We start from the raw sequence: 20,403 nt of genomic DNA on the forward strand, positions 1-20,403 counted from the left end.
GACACCTCTCCAAACAAATGAGGTATTTCTTTTTAAAAAAGGGTATCCCATAATAGGATCATAAAAAATCAAATAATGAAAAAAATCAAGTATCTTTATGCTTGAATTCTAACTATTTCATGACATTTTTACAGTTTGCAATTTATGGAATATTAAGTTGATGACATTGGGGTTAGACCCTAAATTTATCGATTACTTATGCCCTATTGACATCATATATGACATATTTGAAAATAACCCGTATATAGCAGCTATTTGTTAAACATCATCAGACTAGAAGGTAGGAATAAAACGTGGGAAGAATAGAAAGAAGGCAGCAGCGAAATTCATCCAAGAGGATTTGGAGCAAGTTGAACTCAAAAAGTATGAAGATGAGGATTTTAGTGGCAGGTTCAGCCCTGGCTTTATGTTGTTTTCTCATACTTAATATATTAATTTGGACAAGTGATGTCAGTAAACTAGAAGATCCGGCTCCACAGCCAACTATTATTTATGATCAAAATGGTGCTGTGGCTAGTAAGATTGCTGTTTCTAATATAGAGGGAGTTAGTATAAAACAGATTCCAAAAGACATGATTCACGCTGTTATCGCAACAGAAGATCAGCGGTTTTACAAGCACGGAGGAATTAATTATATTGCAATTGCTCGGGCATTTACTCAAAACATAATAAGCAGTGATATTGTCGCAGGTGGAAGTACTATTACCCAGCAGTTGGCAAAAAATGCTTTCTTAACACAAGAACGTACGTATACACGAAAGTTTAAAGAACTTATTTTAACGAAAAAAATAGAACAAAGCTATTCTAAAGATGAAATTATGGAGCGGTATTTAAATCAGATTTATTTTGGCGAAGGAGCGTGGGGTATACAGCGTGCTGCACAAACGTATTTTGGCAAGGATGTGAGCGAATTAACGTTAGGTGAGTCGGCAATGCTCACAGGGTTGATTAAAGCACCTTCCATTCTGTCTCCATTTAAAGATATGGATAGATCAGTTGAACGGAGAGATCTTGTATTATCCTTAATGAAAAAGGAAGGCTATATCAGTCAAAATGATATGGAAAAGGCAAAGGAACAGTCTATTGTCTTAGAGGGAAAAAAGATAGATGACTATAGAGGCAAATACCCTTATTATGTAGACCATATTATAGAGGAAGCGATAAAAAAATATGGTCTTACAGAAAATGAGGTTCTTTCAGGTGGACTTCATATTTTTACAGAATTAAATCCTACCATACAAAATGTAGTGGAACAGGTGTATAAGGATGATGAGATGTTTCCTAAAGGCCAATCAGACCAGTTGATTCAAAGTGGGGCAATTTTCATGAACCCTGCAACAGGCGGAATCAATGCGCTTGTTGGAGGGAGAGGGGAACATAGTTTCCGAGGATTTAATCGTGCCACTCAACTAAAACGACAACCTGGGTCTACGATGAAACCGTTGGCAGTATATACTCCTGCTTTAGAACAAGGATACGAAATTTTTGATAGGCTGCAAGATTCACCTATTGATATTAACGGTTATCAACCAATGAACTATGATAGACAATTTCGTGGAGAAGTTACAATGTATGATGCTTTAATCCACTCCTATAACGTCCCGCCAGTATGGTTATTGCAGAGAATGGGATTAAATTACGGTACGAATGCAGTGGAGCGTTTCGGTATTCAATTAAAGGAAGAGGATTATACTCCAGGTTTAGCACTTGGTGGTTTGAGCGAAGGAGTATCGCCGTTATTAATGGCTCAAGCGTATTCTACATTCCCTAATAAAGGTGTAAGGGTAGAAGCACACGCTATTCAAAAAATGGAAGATGCAGATGGAGAGGTCATTGGAAAATGGCATAGTAATGCTACTAGAGTAACGGATCCTTCAGTCGCCCAGAAAATAACCTATATGCTTAAAGGTGTTGTGGAAGAAGGTACAGGGATGAACGCTCAAGTAAATGGCTTGGAAGTAGCCGGTAAAACAGGTTCAACAGAGCTTCCTTTTGCTAATGAAGCAGGATCAAAGGATCATTGGTTTGTCGGATATACTCCACAAATTGTTGGGGCAGTTTGGATGGGATATGATAAAACAGATGAAAATAATTATTTAGTGGGATCCAGCGGCTCTACTGTCACGAAAGTTTTTAAAGAAATTCTCACTAAGTCAATTACGGAATTATCCCAAAAAGAATTTGATTTATCGTCGCTAGAAAAACAGGTTAGAAACGAGTATAAGGAAGAGGAGAAAAAGAGGAAGGTAGAGGAAGAAGAAACCCAGCGTCAAGATCAAGAAGAAGATAAGAGTCAAAAAGAAGAAAAGAAAAAGAGAGAAGAAGATAAAAAGAGAGAGAAAGAAGATAAGAAAAAACAGAAGGAAGATAAAAAGATAGAGAAAGAAGATTAATTTGCTTGAACTGTATGGTGTATTCGATTACGTGGATAACGGGCTTGAATTAGATATTACTGCTAAACTTTCAAAAGGTAAGACAATCAACGGAGATATTACTACGCTATTAATGTCTCCTGGCAAAAAACTTGAATTTGTTTATGAAAACTTTGCTATGGAAAACTCTATCACCTTTACAGGTAAAAACTAAACAGCCCCTTCTTAGTATACTCAAGATTTTGGTGCAGTGACGCCTCGAGATTGCCGAAGGATGTTCATCTGGAATTATAATTGTAATAAAGAGCTATTCTAGAATGAATGGAGACAAAAAGCACTCTCAAAGGGAATTACAACTTATAAAACCTTTAAAACGCCTAAGTGCCCCTACAAAAATACAATTGTTTTTTTGTGGCGCCTGACTCCAAAATCAAAATCAGACAGACATTGTCTTCTTTTGCAGGGCATCAGAATGGGCACTGTAGGCGATAATTTTACTTTTATATTGTTTAACGATATCTTAAGACAGTCTATTCCGTCACAAAAGCTCTTTAATTTGCCTCGTTAGCTCGTTAAAGCGCTTATCTAATTCTGCATAATCCTTGTCATTTGGCGTCATAAAGCTAAGCTTTCCTAACACTTCTTGTCTTTCTGTTTCCAGCTTTAAGCGTAATTCATCCTGGTTATCTCTTTTTAAGGATGCTTCGTTAGCCTGTTTTTGGATGCTATTGTTTGAAATAACGAGTTTGCTGCTTGTTGTTTTTTCGAGAAAATAGCGATCGTGGGAAACAACGATTAGTGTTCCGTTATATTGTGCTAACGTATCTTCCAATTGTTCACGTGACGGCAAGTCAAGGTGATTGGTCGGTTCGTCTAAAATGAGTACCTCTTTTTCTTCTAATATATACTCCATTAATTTACATTTTACTCGCTCGCCCATGCTCATATTTTGAATGGGTTGTGTCCAATGGGTTGCTGTAAATCCTAAATGCTTCATTAAAGTCTGGACTTTGCCTCGCGCCTCGAATGTTTCTTGATAAAAAAGCTGTTCAGGCTTTTGCTCAAGTGGCAGATCAAATATTTCTTGCGTTAAGTAGCCAACGTTTGCAGATGGTGACATCCAAACATCGCCTTCCGCTGTTTCCTGACCAACGATGATTTTTAATAGTGTCGTCTTGCCGCTGCCATTTGGCCCGATGATGGCAGCCTTCTCCCCGTGTTGAATCGTAAAATGGACATTTTTAAACAGTGTTCGTCCGTTAAAAGATTTTGCTAATTTTTTCACTTCTAAAAACCGTTTTCCTACTTTGTTTTTCGCTGTAATCGAAAATTGTACCGTATATTCTGACTCTACACGGTCCACCTTTGCTTTTTCCAGCTCTTTTTCCAGTCGCTTTTGTTTGGATTTTACTTGTGCATCCATACGCTTTGCTTTGACGCGGTAGTATTCTTTAACTCCTTCCTTTTTCGTCGATTGGGCATGGGCTTTTTTTGACCAGGAAGTAAGCTCCTTCATTTGGTTTTCGATCCGCTCCACCATTTTTTGCTGTTTTTCATATTCTCGCTGCTGAGAAAGTCGTTTCTGCTTGCGAACCTCCATATAACTAGAATAATTTCCTTTGTGTTCGATCAGCTTTTTATCTTCAATCGACCATATTTTCGTTGCAGCCATATCTAAAAAATAACGATCGTGGGAAACAAAAATAATCGTTCCTTGATAATTTTTCATATGTTGATGAAGGAGTTCGATGCTTTGCTCATCAAGATGATTGGTCGGTTCATCTAATAGTAAAAGGTCTGACTCTTGTGAAAAGCCTTTTGCAAGTCGTGCCTTCAGCTTTTCTCCACCGCTTAATTGTGAAAAATGATTCGTTGGGACATGCCATTTCTCCAATAATTGTGCTTCTAAAGGAGTCTTATTTTCGGAAGAATAAGATTCCGTTTCTTGTTCTACCATCACAACTTTTAAGTCTTGCTGCAGCGATTGTATTTGTCCTTGTGTGGGCTCTAAGTCCTTACTTATTAATTGCAGCAATGTCGATTTTCCAGCACCATTTTTGCCAATAACACCGATGATATCCCCTTGCTGAACACGAGCATTTACCTCTTCAAAAACACTATAGTCCATTATGTCATAGCTAATATTAGATAATTTTAAAAGTTCTTTCATATAAACAATCCCTCTCTTCAAGGGAGAATAAAAAATCCTCCCAATTTATTTGGAAGGATTAGCCGTACCTGTGCATCATCAAATAAGCTATTAATAACTCCAGACTGTCGACAAACGTTTTCGATCTGCCTAAAAAGTGTCATTTTTAGACATTGCCGACAATCCAACGCTATTTTAATAACTCCATCATTTACAGAAAATGGGCAGACTAATCCTATTTTGTATGATTTGAAATATGCCATTCCAAATTTAAAAAATAAGATTAGTTAATCATCGTCCACCCATCATCCCTTCTGCGTTTATTAACATTAGTATAACATGAATGCATCTGTAAAATAAAGGGTATAAGGGAGTATAAAAAGACAATATCGTCATTGCTATTAGTTATTACGCTCCATCAAAGTAAAGATATCTTTTTCAAAAGATAAGAAAGTATAAAATTTTCAACTTAGACGAGTGTCTAGCTCCAGCGCCCTATCGACTTCAACGCTTCCCTCACCTCGTCTACGATAAGTCAACATCGAATCGCTATGCTCTTCGTGTTTCCTTTATCTCTGTAAGGTACACAATCTAAAACCGCCACGTCCTGTGGCAACGATTGTGTGATCCACATCCTGTGGAACTCACCTTTTTTTGTCGATGAGCAAGGGCGCTTCCGCTTTTCTTAAAAGATAAGAAAGTATAAAATTTCGAACCTAGTTTAGTGTCTAGCTCCGGCGCATAGCTCTTGTGAAAAATAACCCCATGCCTCTAAAAGTAAAAAACACTTTTTGAGTCATGTGAACATTTTTCTTCAGAGCTGATCAAGGCGCCTGCGCTTTTCTTATTTTCCCATGTTTTCTTAGCAATAAACTTCACATTTTCTTCAATCCTCTGAACTCGTTCATCAAGCATATCAAAACGCTCTCTCATTTCCTGTTTCATTATGTCTTGGTTTTCACTAATTCTGCATGGCGATTCTTCATTTCAGTTTGTAATTCTTCACGGTTTTTCTTTATTTCTAATTGTAATTCGTTATAGTTTTTCTTCATTTCCAATTGTAACTCTTCATGGCTTTTCCTAAATTCCAATTGTAATTCTTTAATAGCTTGAAAAATTTGTTCCATTTTTATCAGCCTTTCTTATGGATATTTTACAATAGTTAGATGAAAAAAGAGTAATGTTTATGGTAGAGAAATATGAGGTACCTTCGAAGTATACAATTGATTATAAAACAACTGGCGTGTGTTTTGTAGTAAAAGATAAATTTGACAGTGGTCATAGGAACGCCACTGGGTTTTCCTCGAATATGCTAGAATATTAGAGACTAACGACTATAAATGATAAAAGAAAAAAGGAAGTGTAATATTTGTTATACCTATTAAAATTTATTTATGGCTTTTTACTTCCTCCGGGTTTATTTACTACATTGTTGCTATTGTTTAGTATTTGGTTATTTTATAAGAAAGTTTCCTACTATAAAATAATGCTGCTCATTACTTTCATCGTATATACTCTTTCCATTCCATTAACAGGTGATCTTTTAATAAGATCCTTAGAAAAAAAATATGAACAACCTAATGAAATGAATGGTGATGTCATTATCATGTTAGGTGCTGGTGCAGTTAGTGGAACACCAGATATGGACGGGATAGGACAGCTATCGGGATCTGCTGCTAACCGCTTAATAACCACAGCAAGGCTTTATCAATTGACGGGGTTGCCGATCATTGTTTCTGGTGGACAAGTTTTCGAAGATTCAGGCAATGAAGCAGAAATTGCCAAACGACAATTAGTAGGGTTAGGAGTGCCGTCAGAAAAGATTTATTTGGAGAATAAAAGCTTAAATACTACGGAAAATGCACAAAACTCCAAAAAAATATTGTTGGAAAAAGACTTCAAACGTCCTGTTTTAGTAACTTCAGCATTTCATATGGATAGGTCCGTTAAGAATTTTTCACAAATAGGAATAACCGTTCAACCGTATCCAACTGATTATTTAGCTAGTTCAACTATCAAATTATATGCAAACAAATTTGTTCCTTCTAACTTAACTAATGTTAATCTTGCTCTTAAAGAATATCTAGGTAAGTTAGCAATCGATACGAAGAGTTTTTTTTATTAGATAGAAAAGAGGTGGATGTTGGCGCCTAACTCCCAGTGTGTGACCATTAGATTAAATGATACGACATTACTGGGAATTGATTTATATCAATTGGAGCCTCTGCGAACATGAATCGTTCGTAATGGCGATTAGCTGAAGGTCGTTTAAGTCAACAAAAATAATCGTTGAAATCATAGTTTTAATCAAACGTTTGTTTAAATTCCATTGTTATTGGGAGTAATATTTATGGTAAAGACGTAATTTGCTGTTTTTTTTATGTTTTCTTTAGCCGTTTTTTAAGTTTGGACCGAAATTTGGGCATATTGGTCTTTTTTTCGCTTCAAGCATTCAGTTTTTGCTTTCGCTCCGCTTTTCTTTTTCCTGTAAGTTAAGTGTTACCTAGGAATAACAAGAAAAGCGCTTTTCGAGAAGGAAAAGACAATGGAACTTGCTAGTTTTGAAAGTTTAGTAGAACAGTATACTCCAATGATCCATCATATGATAAAAAACCTCTCCATTTATAAAAATAAGGAAGAATTTGTGCAGCTTGGCTTAATTAGTATTTGGGAAGCATCCCATACCTTTCAGCCAGAGAAAGGCAAATACAGCAGCTATCTTTACCGGCATATGTGGGGAAGATTTGTCGATGAATTAAAGAAACGGACAAAAGAGCAAGAACGATACGTTCATCCAGAAGAAGAATTTTGGTCCGTAATAGAAAGCCCCAGCCTGTATACAGAAGATGAATATATGATTAGACAACTATGCAAGCCATTAACAGACTGCCAAACCAAATGGGTCATCTATACGATTATCCATCAGATGACCATTAAAGAAATTGCCGAAAAAGAAAACGTCTCTCCCTCTGCAGTGAAATGGTGGAAGAAAGGGGCGGTTGAGAAGTTGAGGGTGATTTTGTAGAGAGGAAAACCTGTTGCAAGTTAAATGGTTCATACAAATCAAGTTTAAAAAGCCTGTTTTTCTATTTAAATATAGGAAAATAGGCTTTTTCGTTTTTATTTTACAAAACGAATCTAAGTGTAAAGGAAAGTGTGAAACTTTCTCAGCCGAGTGCAAATAGAACAAGTCCCGTGAATACGCTATAAGATAGACTAATAGAGGATGGGATGAGAGATGGATTTTCCAACACAAATAGCGATACAAAGAATAAAGCAGCCGCGATTGGACGTATATGTTCCAGTTGTACATGGTCTTAAGAATCAATCTGCTCAAACAGCGATCAATCAACAAATCATAAAAACGGTAAGGGAATTAATTCAAAAGCAAGGATATTACGAAAATCCACAAACCGAAATAACCGGTTTTTTTGAACTGAAAACGAATGAAAGAGGCATTTTGAGTTTAACCATCGAGCATTATTCTTATTCTGGTGGAGCACATGGAATGACGTATATTGTAGGATTAACTTTTAATGTACACACCGGTGAGAAATATAAACTCTCTGATTTGTTTAAACCGAACAGCCCGTATGTTGAGGTGCTTTCTAAAATAGTCGGCCAACAAATAAAGGAGCGTGACATTTTCATATTTGAGCCATTTAAAGCGATTAGTCCCAGTCAAGATTTTTATATTGCCGACAAGTCCCTCGTTCTTTATTACCAGCTATATGAATTAACGGCATATGCATATGGATTTCCTTACTTTCCTATTTCCATTTATGAGATTCAAGATATCGTTAGCGAAGAGGGACCATTGGGGAAAATGTTTTAATGGAGAAGTTGTCTTTTGGAGAAGGGCATTCTGTTAATAAACGTAAAGCAACTATTGAATTGATTGTCCAGGTAATCCTGCGCAGTCAATTGCTGATTCTGAGAAGATTTGAAGAGAGTATGATCAGCTTTTTTGTCGTAATTTGTCATAAAAGAAATACTTTTTATTGTAAAATATATAGTAAAATAGTTCTATAGGGGTATTTAATAAATATTCAAGGAAGTCGGGAGGAGGTTAGTGACAGATTAATCAAAAGATTGTTGCTTTTAGATAAACTGGATGGATGAGGGTAGAAGAGTTTGAGGAATTGCAATAGGAATATTTTGAGTAAAGGGATCAAACCCTTTATAAGATTTTTTATGAATAAACTAATGGGAGATGTTGATCAAATTGAATAATATTTTTAGAAAAGTATTTTTTACAATCATTACTTTGTTCATTTTCTTTATAATCAAACAAAATCATTTTGTTTATGCAGATGCTGCAGATGCAGCATTAATAAATGTTAACCAGAGGTATTCTGGAGAATTAACAAGCTTTGACGATACCGATTATTATAAAGTGATTTTAGAAGAAGATGGCAATGTTACTTTATCAATAAAACAAAAATCTGATACAACTTGGTATGGCAGCATTGAAAATAGCAATGGAGATGTTTACGAAGATATAAAAACTGATAGTAGTGGAATGGTATCTGAAGATGCTGTTACACAAGTAGGGTTGCCAAAAGGAACCTATTACATAAAAATAAATAATTATTATAATGCAGATGGTATACCATATGAATTTTCTGTGAATTTCACAAAAAGTAGTACATATGAAAAAGAAATGAACAATGATGTAACAAGTGCAAATGATATCCAAACATATCAAACGTATATTGGTAGTATCAATAATTATAATGATATGGACTTTTATAAATTTACTATTCCAAAGGATGGCAATGTTTCATTAGCTATTAAGAACAAGTTAGAATCGAGATGGGAGGGGCATATTCAAGATAGTCAAGGAAATATTTATGAGGAACTTAGTACAGATAACAGTGGATCAGTTGATGGAAATACGACTACCGAAGTAGGCTTGCCGCAAGGAACTTATTATATTAAAGTAGATTACTATTACTCAGCTGAGAACATTCCATATGAAATGAGTGTAGGTTATACCGAAAGCAATAATTATGAAAAAGAGAATAATAATAATGTTACAGCTGCAAATACTATTAACTTAAATCAATTATATAATGGCAGAATTAATAAATATAATGATAAGGATTTTTATACATTTACATTGCCGAGCGACGGAAATGTAGCATTATCACTAAAAAATATGCCTGGATCAAGTTGGACTGCTACTATTCAAAATAGTAAAGGAGAAACTTATCAAAACCTTAATTCAGATGATAGTGAGTTAGTAAAAGGAAATTCTGTCGTAAATACAGGACTTGCCAAAGGAACATACTATATTAGGGTAGAGGGAGATTATCATTCAGAAGATAAAACATATGATTTAAAAGCTAAATTTACGAAAAGCAATAATTATGAAAAAGAATTTAATAATAGTTTATCTGCTGCTAATAAAATGAAACTAAATCAAAAATATTATGGCAGTGAAAATGATTACGAAGATAAAGATATTTATAAATTTACTTTACCTAGTGATGGAAAAGTAACGATAAAAATGAAACAAAAAGCAGGAATAAAATGGGATGCGAATATACAAAATAGGTCAGGTCATACTTATAGTACATTAACAACAGATGATAGGGAAATAGTTTCAGGTTACGCAACTTCCAATAAAAAGATGAAAAAAGGAACCTATTATTTAGTTGTAAATAATTACAATTATAATGCAGTAAATGTACCATATGAAGTTAGCGTTTCATTGAAGTCTAACCCTTTAAAAACATCTCAAATAAAAGCAGCAAATAATAAAGGGAAAAAAGATAAGATTACAGTAAAGAGCCTATCTAAAGGGGATACAGTAAAAGTATATAATGCAAGTAAAAAAGGAACTGTATTAGCAACCAAAAAAGCGAGTGGTTCATCTGTAAATTTATCGATCAAACAGCTCGGAAAAAAAGCAGGCAAAGTATATGTAACCGTTACTCGTTCTGGAATGACAGAAAGTTCACGAACAGCGGTAAGTTATAAAGCAGAGAAATAGTCTGATTTAGTTGCATGTAAACATATGAACTTTTTTAGAATCAAAAGTATCCTCACCTAGTAGGGTGGGGGTATTTTTATATGGTGTAGGTCATGGTTAACATGAGGGGGTCAGCGTATAATAGCAAATAAGTCAAAGTCAAGGGTTGATAGGAGGACCTTTTAAAAGTTCTTATTCCTGAAAAGTTCGGTGGATGGGGAGAAACGTAGATAGATGTTGTTTCTATTGTAAGAACTTTGGCTAAATATGATAGTTCCCTAGCTCATGTCTATGGTTATCATTTCGTAAATTTAATCACATCACATTTATGGGGAAATGCTGAACAACAAGAATATTTTTATCGAGAAACAGCAAAGAACAATTGGTTTTGGCGCAATACATTGAATCCTGTTGATATTCAAGTGCTTGCACGTAACGATGGTCATGCCCACTGCCTGTAAAGATTTTGTAAAAATAATAAGTGGAAATTATGAAGTTTGTAAAATATACCAATTATTAGGTGAAAAATAGTTAGAAAAATGTAAAATGGTTATGAACAGGACTATATGTCTAGAGTGGTAATTAAAAAAGATAATAATCTCTTTCATCGTGGACAGACAATTCAATAATAAGAGGAAAAGATTTAGCCCGTATTTTTGACGAAAGCAAGAATAGACCGTTGTACATAGTAAACGAATCGATAAATTTTAGTAAAAGAATTGGAGAAGCAATAGAATATGAACGAAGTAAATAATATATTGAAAAAAATAGTATGGTTTCTTGAAAAATATTACTTTCTATTTTTTTCTATCATTTTATTGGTTGCCATCATCAATCTATTTTTCCATTTAAATATTGCACCTATAAAGGATTGGGATGAATCAAGGCATGGTATTAGCGCATATGAAATGCTCCAAACAGGAAATTATATTGTAAATACCTTTAGATATGAGCCGGATTATTGGAATCTAAAGCCGCCTATCAGCTTTTGGTCGATTATGCTAGGCTACAAAATAGTTGGATTTAATCCTTTGGGACTGCGGTTGGTATCTGCAATTAGTACACTTGTATTAATAATCGTTTTATCGCTTTTTGTCAAATACAAGCATGGAGGCCTGGCTTCCTTCGTTACAGCTGCTGTTCTTATAACAAGCAAACCGTTTATTCTTGAACATTCAGCGAGAACAGGAGATGCTGATTCCCTGTTTAATCTATTTTTTGCTTCTTCCATCATATGTTTACTCTTAATGGAAAAGAATATCAAATGGCTTTATTTATCAGGATTTCTGTTCTCCCTAGCTTTTCTTACAAAGAGCTGGCATGCTGGCAGTATTGCTATTATTGTAGGAATGTACTTACTATTTACAAAAAACATTTTAAAATGGAACATAAAAACCTGGTTTATGTTTCTATTTTCTATTTTTTTTCCGATCTTAACTTGGGTTATGATTAGATACCAATCTGATGGTGTAAGGTTTTTTAAAACGATGATTGAATATGATCTATTAAAGCGGTCTTCAGAGCCGCTTGAAGGTCATACAGGTGATATTTGGTATTATGTTAACATATTTCAAGTAGAGTATTTCTTTTGGCTCCTATTGCTAGTTGGAGGATTCTTCTCTTTCTTAAGTTTGAGTTCACATAATAAGATAGAAAGAGCAGATAAAAAATATACTTTTGGAATACTGTTATGGGTTATCATTCCATTTTCTGTTTTTACCATTGCTGAAACAAAGCTAAGATGGTATATACTGCCTCTTTATCCTGTAATGGCGTTGTTGATAGGTATATTTGTTAGCAAAATGATAAAAACGAGCAAAAATGGTATTTTAAACATTATGGTCGTTTTTATAATTATTTTTACCTTTTGTAAATATGAAATGGAAATTCTAAATAACATACAAAATATGCGCTTACCCGATGTCCAAGAGGTACTAAAAAAGCTAGAATCTAAAGAGAACTATCATGGGTATGATATATATATTTATGAAAAAGGTTGGTCTCAGAGCAAAATCTTAGCGGCGGAATTATTTGGAGACCTTCATGTAAAAAACGGTAATTACAAAGAATTTATGACAAGACAAGATGGGCTGCTGCTGCTCCCGAAAAACAAAGAAACTACTGAATTAATAAAAACAAAAAAATTAACAATAATTGTGGAGGGTCCTAAAGATTATATAGTGGCACGTCGCAGTGACGCCTCGTAATATTAATAGTATAGGGATTTGAAGCAATAGGGTGCGGTTTTTTTTCTATTTATAGAAAAGTTTAAATAGTAGGAGATTAAAGAAACGGACAAAAGAACAAGAACGATACGTTCATCCAGAAGAAGAATTTTGGTCCGTGATAGCAAGCGATTGGATCAAATCCCTTATAGAATCACACCAAAATAAATGGCAAAATCAAACGGCTGTTTTCTCAAAGTTTGTTGTTTTTTACATAAAAAAATGGGGGAAGAAGTATTCAGCAGACGGAATACACGTAGACTCCTGTGGGAATGCGAGAAAGACGAGACCCCACAGGAGCGTATGCGATGAGGAGGCTCGACGCTCGCCCACGGAAAGCGAAGTGTATTCGGGCTGCGGGTTTAAAAGCAACAATCTATACGGAAACAGCCAATCAAAAAGATTCCTCCACAGGTCTAACCGCTTCATTTTAAAGACTGGACGAGAAAAATGAAGAACTGTTATTCTTAGATATAAGCTAACGAAAAAAGCATCTTTCCAAACAGTTGTTAGCAATATGAAAAGAAGAGGTGTTCTATGAGCCAGTATTGGAATGAACTTGTCAAAAAACTAGAACCGTACGTTCCTGGAGAACAGCCGAAGGATAAATCATATGTAAAATTAAACACAAATGAAAATCCGTATCCTCCTTCTCCTTATGTACTAGAAGCCATTAAGCAAGCTGCTGATGAACAATTACGCTTGTATCCTGACCCAAACTGTGATCGATTGAGAGAAACAATCGCAAAGCATTATAACCTCTCGAGCAATCAAGTTTTTGTTGGCAACGGATCTGATGAGGTGCTTGGTTTTAGCTTCATGTCTTTCTTTTCACCTGATCAACCTGTATTATTTGCCGATATTACATATAGTTTTTATAAGGTCTACGCGAACTTATGCGGTTTACAAGTAAATCTCATTCCTCTTGAAGAAGACTTTAGTATTCCCATTGCTTCTTTTTGCGAGCCAAATGGAGGAGTGGTAATTCCGAATCCAAACGCACCAACCGGACAGCTTCTTTCATTATCTGACATCAAAACCATTCTTGATGCGAATCCAGAAAGCGTTGTGATTATTGATGAAGCTTATGTTGATTTTGGAGGGGAATCTGCCATCCCACTTATACAGGATTATCCAAATTTACTTGTCGTCCAAACACTCTCAAAATTCAGTTCCCTTGCTGGAATACGAGTTGGCTTTGCCCTTGGTAACGCTGAGTTAATTGATGGTCTTAATCGATTAAAAAATTCTTTTAATTCCTACACACTGGATCGTCTAGCGCTGGCAGGTGCTGTTGCAGCGATTGAAGATCACGATTATTTTCAACAAATGGCACAAAAAATCATAACAACAAGAGAGCAGACAGTTGCTGAATTAAAAGAGCTTGGATTTTCGATCGTCCCGTCAAAAGCAAATTTCCTTTTTATCACGCATCCAGAAATAAATGCTGAAACAATTTTTCAACAATTAAAAAGCATGGGCATTCTTGTCCGTTACTTTAACAAACCAAGAATCTCAAACTATTTAAGAGTCACTATCGGCACTGATGATGAAATGAAGCAGTTTTTAGATGGAGTTAAAACGATTTTACAAGGGAAATGAGGTATTGGGGTCTGACCCAATAGCTATCAAAAAAAGTCGAATTCCTTACTATGCTGAGGATTCGACTTTTTTTAAAGAGGGTTCTTAACAAATAGTATCTATCTTAGTGGAATCTTTCCCTTAACCTGCTTTAATGTTGCTACTATAAGAAAGCTAACAATCACTAATAAGAGCCATGAACTCACCTTTCCTAGATGAACGAGACTCCATGTATCGGTTTGGTTTGGATATTCCCAAGCTCCAAAGAACGTTGCGATATTTTCGGCTATCCATATAAAAAATCCGATGAGTACAAAAGAAAGGGCGAGTGGCATACGGTAACGAGTTCCATCAACCTCGTATGTAACCCATGATTGCCAAAAGACGATCATTACAAGTCCAGATAACCACCAACGAACGTCCATCCAATAATGGTGGGTGAAAAAATTCAAATAAATCGCAGCTGCAAGAGGTACAACTACCAAAAACGGTGGCCACTTAATGAGTTCAACCTTTAACCTCCTCCACGCCTGGCAAAGATAACTCGCTACACTTGCGTACATGAATCCGCTATACAAAGGCACTCCAAAAATTTTGAAATATCCTTCCTCTGGATAAGACCAGGAGCCCATATGTACCTTAAAAAGTTCAAGCGCAAGTCCAATAAGGTGGAACAAGGTAATCACTTTAAGTTCATCCCGTGTTTCAAGGCCAGAACGCACCATCCAGCCCTGCATCAGAAGGCAGATGAGAAGCAGCCAGTCATACCGTGGCAGGAATGGAAGTGGCATGATTTTTGTAAAAGCCAAAGAGGCAAAAATAACGACAGGAAACAAACATGATAGGGCCTGCTCCCAACCAAAACGAACGAGTTGTCTTAGTGCTCTCATGATTTATGCCTCCAAAGTTTTTTTCTCCATATCTGCCTGAATTGTATAGTAGCTAAATAGATTTAGGGTTAAGTGCATCGGTTCACCGCCGAATAACTTTCATTCCTTCTACATGTTAAATATTTAATCTTCGGCGTCTTCATCACTTCGGTATTCTAAAATATCTCCAGGTTGACATTCTAAAGCCTTGCAAATCGCCTCTAAAGTGGATAAACGAATCGCTTTTGCCTTTCCATTTTTTAATATAGAAAGATTAGCCATTGTTATTCCAACCCTCTCTGAAAGTTCTGTTACACTCATTTTCCTTTTCGCCAGCATCACATCAATATTGATTATAATCGCCATTGTTTTCACCTCAGACCGTTAAATCATTTTCGGATTTTATATCAATTGCCTCTTTTAACAGCATTTGAAGAACAGCAGCAAAGACGGCAATAACCGTTGAAGCGAAAATAATGACCAATCCGATTAAGATGATACCTGGAGCATCATCTCTCTCTGCCACAAGATAAAAGAGGGGCATGCCTACTACAAACAAACTACTGATAATGATTGCACAGTATTTTATTTTCTTTAAAGCCTTTACAGAAATTTGCGAGAACGCATTGTTCTTGTCAATATAGTGTAAAAGTTTAAAAGCCTGATACAGAGCAAAATAAAAAGGTATCGCCGCTGCATACAAATCGATAAAAACAAGATATTTTATAGAAGCAATATTTGGATACAATTCTGCTGCAAACTTTGCTATTTCCGGCACCAAAAAGATGCACAAAGCAAGAATTGGGATTCCAATAAGAATAACAGCTATTTTTAAAAAGAGTGTTGATCCTCGTTTCATAAAAAGCACCTCACTTAGTTATTTTCAATCTGAATTTAACATAATATTTATCGTTTTACAATAAAAAAATATTGAATATAGTTATATTATTGTTGTTATATAATGATTCTTTTTGATTTTAGACAAGAAAAAAAGCATTTCTCATTACGGGGAATGCTTGTTTAACTTTTATTTCTAATAATGGAAATTTAGTTTTTGATAATTTGTTAGAAAAAGCATTTTTTGAACAAATCTATAAAAAATATTTATAGGTTGTTTTATTTATTTCCTATTGTAATTACATTTCCGCGTGATAATATATAACATATATTTACCGATTTAATAATGAAGATACTTAAATAACACATTATTAATGAATATGTGTTAGAAAAAATGACACGAGCGAAAGCGGGTGGCTTATGGTTGAAATTCGAAATATAAGAACTTTTTATTATGCAGCGACGACATTGAATTTTTCGGAAGCAGCAAAGCAAATGAATTATACGCAACCGGCAGTTACCTTGCAAATAAAAAAATGGAAGAGGAGTTTGGTTGTGAACTTTTCAAACAGGTTGGTAAGTATAAAGAGTTAACCGAAAGTGGAGTGATTGTTTTTGAGGCTGCGAAAAAGATACTGAATATTCTTTCTTCAATGGAAGATGACCTGAAGCACTCGGGCAAAAATGAAACACATGTGTCGATAGCGTCAGACATTAACTTTTTAAAAAATCATTTATTAAAAAAACTCGAAGACATTTACTTAAATGATCAAGACATAACGGTTGAACTAAATGTTGTAGAGGATTCTACGGATATTCTTTTGGGTGTACAGAATAAGAAATACGATATAGGAGTGGTTCACGGGAAGTATGAAGAATGGAATATGAAATGTCTTGAAGTACAGAACGATTACCATGAAGTTCCTGTTGGAGATGCTTTAAAGATTGATGTAGAGGATTATATTTCTCTTCCATATGCTGTCGTTATCGTCAATCCCAACGCCCCTTCTGGTCATTATCTACCTGTTAAAGATATAGAGCGATTGGTTAAGAGTGATTTGAATCGCTTAGTGATTATCGATGAAGCGTATATTGATTACGGTGGTGTTTCAGTGGCGCCTCTGGTGAAAAAATACAATAATCTTTTAGTAGTACAAACTTTTTCGAAATCACGGAATTTAGCGGGTGCGAGAATTGGTTTTGTATTGGGAGATGCTTCGCTCATTCATGATTTGAACGGGGTTCGCGGAACGACGAATCCATTCATGATGAGTATGATTCAAGAAAAAATTGCTTGTGCATCATTAGATGATAATGAATATTTTTCAAATTGTGTGCAAGAGGTTATCGCAATTAGAAGCTACTTTACAAAAGAACTTCGCCGTATGGGTTATACAGTGCTGGACAGTTTGACAAACTTTGTGTTGATTCAGCCAAGATATATAACAGCGGAGGAGTTGTATGAAGGATTAAAGAAACAAAAGATTTTGACAAGATTTTATAAAATGCCACGTATTGAGCAGTATCTACGTATTTCAATCGGGACTAAGGAGGACATGGATAAAGTTCTCGCCGCAATACAACAAATAGATGTACATCAGTCAAAATGTATAAAGATTTAATGATTTTATCGAGTAAAAAAGGCGATTTTTGAAAAAGAAGATGACATTGGGTCAGACCCAATGTCATCAACTTAAGATTCCATAAAATGTTATTAGATTAAACTGTCATAAAATTGTTATATTAAAACTAACAAATTACTTGACTTTTTAGGTTCAACGTCAAATGTTGGGGTGAAGTAAATTTATCTTCATCCTTCATCCAACGTGCACACCCATTTTTTTATACCTATCCGTTATTATATGTCCACCATTAAACAAACGGAAACAGATCAAATCATTGAACTGAAACAGCGTGGAAAAAAACAAGGAGAAGTCATCCGTTTACGTGCCATTAAATTCACTTTGGATTCCGGTGAGGAAGAACTTCTCCTCACCAATATAGAAGAAAAGCTGGGAATAGACGATTTTAAGGTCCTTTATTTTAAACGTTGGGGAATTGAAACAAAATATGATGAGTTGAAAAATAAGGTTTATATCCAAAAATTCACTGGTGATACGGCTTTATCTATTAAACAGGATTTTTATGCTACCATGTTTCTCGCAAACATAGCCGCCCTTGTAAAACAAGAAGCAGATGAAATAATTTCCAAAGAACAGAATGGAAAAGAGTTGAAATATGAATATGCCGCCAATCAACGACTTTTAAAAGGAAAGCTGAAAGATAATTTTATTCAATTAATGTTAGAAAAAAGCGCCAGAAAGCGTAATAAGCTGTATAAAAAATACTGAATGAAATTCAAAGGAATAGAGTTCCTAAAAGACCAGGTAGGAGTTTTAACCGTGTGAAAGGATTACGAGCTAATAGAAATGGATTGATTCAAAAGTCCGCTTTTTAAAGGTTTAATTCATGAAAATAGGATGTCAAGGGAGGGTGAAAAATTACATTTCATACGCCCGGGCATCCTATTGCCTTTTTTATAATCCTATTTATGGGATACCCTTTATGTAAAAGAAATACCCCATTTGTTTGGAGAGGCGTCCGCTCCACTCCTACGGGATTAGCGAGAAAGACGAGACCCCACAGGAGCAAAACGAGGCCACTGAAAAAGTCCAATTTTTTATTAGGCAGTTGAAAGTTTTATTTAATCGAACTTTCAACTGCCTTTTTGTTTTATAATTATGATATTAAAAAGTATGTAGGTGGTATAAAAATGATTTCTAATCAAGAATCTTTCACGTTTAGTCCGTTCTAGCTATTTATGATTTCGTTGTCCCAAAAGATAATATGCTTCGCCAGATCAATGATTTAGTGGACTTTTCCTTTATTCTTGAAGAATTGAAAACAAAATATTGTCTGGATAACGGTCGTAATGCAGTGCCGCCGATTCGTATGTTCAAATATCTCTTGCTTAAATCGATTTATGATTTGTCAGATGTAGATGTAGTAGAACGTTCCAAATATGATATGTGATTTAAATATTTCCTCGATATGGCACCAGAAGAGGCCGTCATTGATCCAAGTTCCTTAACGAAATTTCGTAAGCTCCGTCTTCAAGATGTGGGTTTATTAGATATGCTTATCGGCAAAACAGTGGAGATTGCACTTGATAAAAAAATCATAAAGAGTAAAACCATTATTGTAGATTCTACTCATACAAAAGCACGTTATAACCAAAAGTCACCGAAAGAATTTTTACAAGAGAAATCTAAAAATGTTCGAAAAGCTGTCTACCAAATTGACGATTCAATGAAAGAAAAATTCCCACCAAAAACAACTTCTAATGAAGTAAATGAAGAATTGGATTATTGCCGTCAACTCCTTTCAGTTGTTGAATCAGAACCACAAATCGCTGCCATCCCTGCCGTGAAGGAGAAAGTAAATGTTTTAAAAGAAGTGGTAGAAGACTACACCGAACAATTGAGCTTTTCAGAGGATCCAGATGCACGTGTGGGGTATAAATCAGAGGATTCTTCTTTCTTTGGATATAAAACACATTACACGATGTGTGATGAACGAATTATAACTGCATCAGTTGTGACAACAGGAGAAAAAAGTGATGGAAAGTATCTTCCAGAGTTAACTGAAAAAAGCCAAAAAACAGGAATGAAAATTGAAACAATCATTGGGGATACTGCCTACTCGGAAAATGAAAATATTTGCTATACAAAAGAAGAGAAACTAGAACTTATTTCTAAATTACATCCACTTATTACAAATGGGAGACGGACAAAAGAAGAAGAATTTGAATTTAATAAAGATGCAGGGATGTATGTTTGTAAGGCAGGACACATGGCCATTCAAAAGAAAATAGATGAAAGAAAGGGGCAAGATAAAAACCCTAGAATCAAATATCTTTTTGATATTGAGAAATGTAAAGTTTGTCCTTTCCGAGAAGGATGTTATAAAGAAGGAGCGAAAAGTAAATCCTATTCTGTAACCATCAAATCAACGGAACATAAAGATCAAGAAGCATTTCATAATACAGAAAGATTTAAAAACCTAGCGAAAACCCGCTATAAAATTGAAGCGAAAAAAAGTGAACTTAAACACAGACACGGCTATGATACAGCATCATCCTCGGGTCTATTCGGCATGGAAATTCAAGGCGCTACAGCGATATTCGCCGTCAATCTCAAGCGGATTCTAAAACTCCTCCAAGAAAAAGAGGAAAAATAGACAAGGAAAAAGGCAACTTGCTGTCTAAATTTTGGAGACAAGTTGCCTTTTACTGCCACTACTACTTTTACTTATCTCGAGATTGAAAAAAGGGAATCATGAAGTAAAGTCATAAAAAGAATTGTTTCCAAATTCTAAGGGGAAATCATGATGT

The 20,403-nt window shown here is 35.2% G+C and carries 19 protein-coding genes and 1 pseudogene; 13 read left to right on the forward strand and 7 right to left on the reverse strand.

The features are described 5' to 3' along the window. Positions 1–365 precede the first annotated feature (365 nt). Entirely contained in the window at positions 366–2,393 is a 2,028-nt protein-coding gene (locus tag ACTXGU_RS13325; protein WP_443482138.1) for a transglycosylase domain-containing protein, read from the forward strand. Between the two features lie 31 nt (positions 2,394–2,424). Next, positions 2,425–2,586 carry a hypothetical protein gene (locus ACTXGU_RS13330; RefSeq protein ID WP_443482017.1) on the forward strand — a complete coding sequence of 54 codons (162 nt, stop codon included), beginning with the start codon at positions 2,425–2,427 and terminating at the stop codon, positions 2,584–2,586. Positions 2,587–2,808: 222 nt separating this feature from the next. Here the strand turns inward: ACTXGU_RS13330 and ACTXGU_RS13335 are convergent, their stop codons facing one another. The 4 genes from ACTXGU_RS13335 to ACTXGU_RS13350 all read right to left on the reverse strand — a co-directional run bounded on the left by ACTXGU_RS13335 (position 2,809) and on the right by ACTXGU_RS13350 (position 5,648). Then, entirely contained in the window at positions 2,809–2,889 is an 81-nt protein-coding gene (locus tag ACTXGU_RS13335) for a hypothetical protein (RefSeq protein ID WP_443482139.1), read from the reverse strand. 21 nt (positions 2,890–2,910) lie between these two features. Next, positions 2,911–4,542 (reverse strand): ribosomal protection-like ABC-F family protein, encoded by a 1,632-nt coding sequence (gene abc-f, locus ACTXGU_RS13340; protein ID WP_443482018.1) that lies wholly within the window; start codon positions 4,540–4,542, stop codon positions 2,911–2,913. 750 nt (positions 4,543–5,292) lie between these two features. Next, the gene (locus tag ACTXGU_RS13345; protein ID WP_443482019.1) at positions 5,293–5,466 is read right to left on the reverse strand and encodes a hypothetical protein; all 174 of its coding nucleotides are present in this window, start codon (positions 5,464–5,466) and stop codon (positions 5,293–5,295) included. Next, positions 5,466–5,648: a hypothetical protein gene (locus ACTXGU_RS13350; RefSeq protein ID WP_443482020.1), complete on the reverse strand. Its 183-nt coding sequence runs from the start codon at positions 5,646–5,648 to the stop codon at positions 5,466–5,468. Before ACTXGU_RS13350 ends, ACTXGU_RS13345 begins: the two co-directional genes overlap by 1 nt. 242 nt (positions 5,649–5,890) lie before the next feature. Here ACTXGU_RS13350 and ACTXGU_RS13355 point away from each other — a divergent pair, with 242 nt between their 5' ends. The 7 genes from ACTXGU_RS13355 to hisC all read left to right on the forward strand — a co-directional run bounded on the left by ACTXGU_RS13355 (position 5,891) and on the right by hisC (position 14,325). After that, positions 5,891–6,646 carry a YdcF family protein gene (locus ACTXGU_RS13355; RefSeq protein WP_443482021.1) on the forward strand — a complete coding sequence of 252 codons (756 nt, stop codon included), beginning with the start codon at positions 5,891–5,893 and terminating at the stop codon, positions 6,644–6,646. A gap of 420 nt (positions 6,647–7,066) precedes the next feature. Beyond that, positions 7,067–7,546 carry a sigma-70 family RNA polymerase sigma factor gene (locus ACTXGU_RS13360; protein WP_443482022.1) on the forward strand — a complete coding sequence of 160 codons (480 nt, stop codon included), beginning with the start codon at positions 7,067–7,069 and terminating at the stop codon, positions 7,544–7,546. Between the two features lie 213 nt (positions 7,547–7,759). Next, positions 7,760–8,356, forward strand: a complete 597-nt coding sequence (locus tag ACTXGU_RS13365) for a DUF3298 and DUF4163 domain-containing protein (RefSeq protein ID WP_443482023.1) — start codon at positions 7,760–7,762, stop codon at positions 8,354–8,356. Then, entirely contained in the window at positions 8,356–8,553 is a 198-nt protein-coding gene (locus ACTXGU_RS13370) for a hypothetical protein (RefSeq protein WP_443482024.1), read from the forward strand. Before ACTXGU_RS13365 ends, ACTXGU_RS13370 begins: the two co-directional genes overlap by 1 nt. Positions 8,554–8,746: 193 nt before the next feature. Further along, complete coding sequence (locus ACTXGU_RS13375; RefSeq protein ID WP_443482025.1) at positions 8,747–10,519, forward strand: pre-peptidase C-terminal domain-containing protein; 1,773 nt, start codon at positions 8,747–8,749, stop codon at positions 10,517–10,519. Positions 10,520–11,235: 716 nt separating this feature from the next. Then, on the forward strand, positions 11,236–12,705 hold the full coding sequence (locus ACTXGU_RS13380) for an ArnT family glycosyltransferase (RefSeq protein ID WP_443482026.1): 1,470 nt from the start codon (positions 11,236–11,238) through the stop codon (positions 12,703–12,705). Between the two features lie 555 nt (positions 12,706–13,260). Then, positions 13,261–14,325: a histidinol-phosphate transaminase gene (gene hisC / locus ACTXGU_RS13385; RefSeq protein ID WP_443482027.1), complete on the forward strand. Its 1,065-nt coding sequence runs from the start codon at positions 13,261–13,263 to the stop codon at positions 14,323–14,325. Between the two features lie 98 nt (positions 14,326–14,423). Here the strand turns inward: hisC and ACTXGU_RS13390 are convergent, their stop codons facing one another. From ACTXGU_RS13390 to ACTXGU_RS13400, 3 genes are all read right to left on the reverse strand, one after another. Further along, positions 14,424–15,194, reverse strand: coding sequence for a DUF817 domain-containing protein (locus ACTXGU_RS13390; protein WP_443482028.1), 771 nt, complete (start codon positions 15,192–15,194; stop codon positions 14,424–14,426). Between the two features lie 123 nt (positions 15,195–15,317). Next, the gene (locus ACTXGU_RS13395) at positions 15,318–15,539 is read right to left on the reverse strand and encodes a helix-turn-helix domain-containing protein (protein ID WP_443482029.1); all 222 of its coding nucleotides are present in this window, start codon (positions 15,537–15,539) and stop codon (positions 15,318–15,320) included. A gap of 10 nt (positions 15,540–15,549) precedes the next feature. Further along, positions 15,550–16,032, reverse strand: coding sequence for a DUF2975 domain-containing protein (locus tag ACTXGU_RS13400; RefSeq protein ID WP_443482030.1), 483 nt, complete (start codon positions 16,030–16,032; stop codon positions 15,550–15,552). A gap of 398 nt (positions 16,033–16,430) precedes the next feature. On the opposite strand from ACTXGU_RS13400, the gene ACTXGU_RS13405 reads away from it, so the two are divergent. From ACTXGU_RS13405 to ACTXGU_RS13420, 4 genes and pseudogenes are all read left to right on the forward strand, one after another. Continuing rightward, positions 16,431–16,604: a helix-turn-helix domain-containing protein gene (locus ACTXGU_RS13405; RefSeq protein WP_443482031.1), complete on the forward strand. Its 174-nt coding sequence runs from the start codon at positions 16,431–16,433 to the stop codon at positions 16,602–16,604. Further along, positions 16,547–17,632: an aminotransferase class I/II-fold pyridoxal phosphate-dependent enzyme gene (locus ACTXGU_RS13410; protein ID WP_443482032.1), complete on the forward strand. Its 1,086-nt coding sequence runs from the start codon at positions 16,547–16,549 to the stop codon at positions 17,630–17,632. Before ACTXGU_RS13405 ends, ACTXGU_RS13410 begins: the two co-directional genes overlap by 58 nt. A gap of 240 nt (positions 17,633–17,872) precedes the next feature. Continuing rightward, on the forward strand, positions 17,873–18,361 hold the full coding sequence (locus tag ACTXGU_RS13415; RefSeq protein ID WP_443482033.1) for a hypothetical protein: 489 nt from the start codon (positions 17,873–17,875) through the stop codon (positions 18,359–18,361). Positions 18,362–18,783: 422 nt separating this feature from the next. Beyond that, a pseudogene (locus ACTXGU_RS13420) lies at positions 18,784–20,249 on the forward strand (IS1182 family transposase). Positions 20,250–20,403 lie beyond the last annotated feature (154 nt).

The sequence above is a fragment of the Niallia sp. 01092 genome (assembly GCF_052318935.1).
Taxonomy (GTDB): Bacteria; Bacillota; Bacilli; order Bacillales; family Cytobacillaceae; genus Niallia.